Annotated in this window: 4 protein-coding genes; 1 reads left to right on the top strand and 3 read right to left on the bottom strand. The window is 66.9% G+C overall.

Annotated elements, in window-relative coordinates:
• Positions 1–204: 204 nt before the first annotated feature.
• Genes fliE through flgB form a run of 3 tightly spaced genes read right to left on the bottom strand, consistent with a single transcriptional unit; the run spans position 205 to position 1404 of the window.
• Positions 205–519, bottom strand: coding sequence for a flagellar hook-basal body complex protein FliE (gene fliE, locus DBR10_RS12380; RefSeq protein ID WP_108556373.1), 315 nt, complete (start codon positions 517–519; stop codon positions 205–207).
• 10 nt (positions 520–529) lie between these two features.
• Positions 530–949 (bottom strand): flagellar basal body rod protein FlgC, encoded by a 420-nt coding sequence (flgC, locus tag DBR10_RS12375; RefSeq protein ID WP_108504740.1) that lies wholly within the window; start codon positions 947–949, stop codon positions 530–532.
• Positions 950–960: 11 nt separating this feature from the next.
• Positions 961–1404: a flagellar basal body rod protein FlgB gene (gene flgB, locus DBR10_RS12370; RefSeq protein ID WP_108504741.1), complete on the bottom strand. Its 444-nt coding sequence runs from the start codon at positions 1402–1404 to the stop codon at positions 961–963.
• A gap of 114 nt (positions 1405–1518) precedes the next feature.
• On the opposite strand from flgB, the gene DBR10_RS12365 reads away from it, so the two are divergent.
• Entirely contained in the window at positions 1519–1830 is a 312-nt protein-coding gene (locus DBR10_RS12365; RefSeq protein WP_108504742.1) for a flagellar biosynthetic protein FliO, read from the top strand.
• The last annotated feature ends 17 nt before the right edge of the window (positions 1831–1847 follow it).

Below are 1847 nucleotides of genomic sequence, written 5' to 3'. Positions count from 1 at the left end.
TCGCCGCGCCGCGCCGCAGTGGCCGCTGGGCCTGGTGGTCTTCGTGATGGTCGTGGCCAATGCGGGGCTGTGGCTGGCCATCTATGCGATCACCCACGGCCAGATGGCCATCGATCCGCGCTTTCTCTGAAGGCCAAACTCAGAAGCCCCGCCTCAGAACCCGGAAAAGCAGCGCGCAAGTGCCCTGCCCCGGCGTTCACGCCGTCAGATCGGCATCCGCATGATTTCCTGATAGGCCGCGATCACCTGGTCGCGCACGGCCATCACGGTTTCCAGGCTGGCCTCGGCCGACGAGATGGCCGTGACCACGTCGATCAGTTCGGCCTTGCCCGCCACTTGGTCGGCCATCTTGTGCTCGGCCATCTTGGCGGTGTGGCCGACATCGTTCATGGCCGACTTCAGCAGGTCGCCGAAGTCGACGCCCTTGGCGGCCCCACCGCCGCCGATCGAGCCGATATTGCCGACCGACATGGCCCCCTGCGAGGCATAGGCCTTGGCGGCTGCGAGTGCGGTGATCATCAGTCAGCCCCTATTTGCGCAGCAGGTCGAGGGTGCGCGACTGCATGGCGCGCGCGGTCTCGATGACATTGAGGTTGGCCTCGTAGGCGCGCTGCGCCTCTTTCATGTCGAGCGCCTCGGTCAGCGAATTGACGTTGGGCAGCTTGACGTAGCCCTTGGCGTCGGCGGCCGGGTTGCCCGGGTCATACTCGGTCTTGAAGTCGCTCTGGTCGGGGTCGACCCGCATCATCTTGACCCCCTCGCCGCCGTCCACCTTGAACGGCTGGAACACGGGAACCTGACGGCGATAGGGATCGCCGCCCGCGGTGCGCGCGGTCGAGTTGGCGTTGGCGATGTTCTCGGCGATGATCCGCATGCGACCCTGCTGGGCGCGCAGGGCCGAGGTGGCCACGGCCATGGTCGCAAGCGACTGGGACTTGATCTCGGGCATCGCCTTCGTCCTCAGCTACCCGGCCGGCGCGAAGCGGTGCGCAGCAGGGTCATGGATTTTTGATAGAAGCCGACGGCGGCGTCATAGTTCATGCGCGCATCGGCCATCTTGAGCATCTGGTCCTCGAGGCTCACGGCATTGCCGTCGAGGGTGGTTTCCGAATCAGCCCCGGCCGTCGCCCGCCAGGCGGAAGCGGCGTGGCTGGGAGCCTGGTGCGCCGAGGACGTGGCCATCATCTGCACGCCGCCGGTCGGGGCCACCCGACCGCCGCGATAGACCTGACCCGAGCCGTGGCTCATCAGCGAGGCCTGAAAGCTATAGGGCTTGAGATCGCGCGGCACATAGCCCGGACTGTCGGAATTGGCCACGTTCTGGGCCACGACCTTCTGGCGGTCGGCCAGATAGCCCAGCCGGCTCTTGAGCATGCCGAAAAGGGGAATGTCATCGGGACCCATGCGAACATGGTGAAGAAACAGGGTTAATCGGGCATTAAGGTGCGTCAGGCACACCAGAGACAGCGGGGCATTTCGCCTGCGCCATCTTGTCTCGCCAAACCAGTTCCGGGCGCCATGGACCTCCTCGAATTACTCCGCGCCACTGCTGCCCTGGCCGTGACCCTGGGCCTGATCGGCCTGGCGGCCGTGGGCCTGCGCCGGTTCGGACCAGACGCCCTGGCGCGGCTGGTTACGGCTCGCCAGATCCGCCGCCTGAAGGTGGTCGAGACCCTCGCCCTCGACCCGACCCGCCGGCTGGTGCTCATCGACCTCGACGGCGAGGAGCGCCTGATGCTGCTGGGCGAGGGCCGCCTGCTCGACTGGGCACCCCGGCCTGAAGGCTCTCCGCCCCCCGCTGCCGCCCCTGCCCCGGAGCCCGTGGTCTGATGCGTCGTATCCTGAAG

It is taken from the genome of Caulobacter sp. HMWF025, assembly GCF_003060965.1.
GTDB lineage: Bacteria > Pseudomonadota > Alphaproteobacteria > Caulobacterales > Caulobacteraceae > Caulobacter.
Note: the sequence above shows the minus strand (reverse complement) of the source record. Positions and strands in the feature narration are given on the sequence as shown.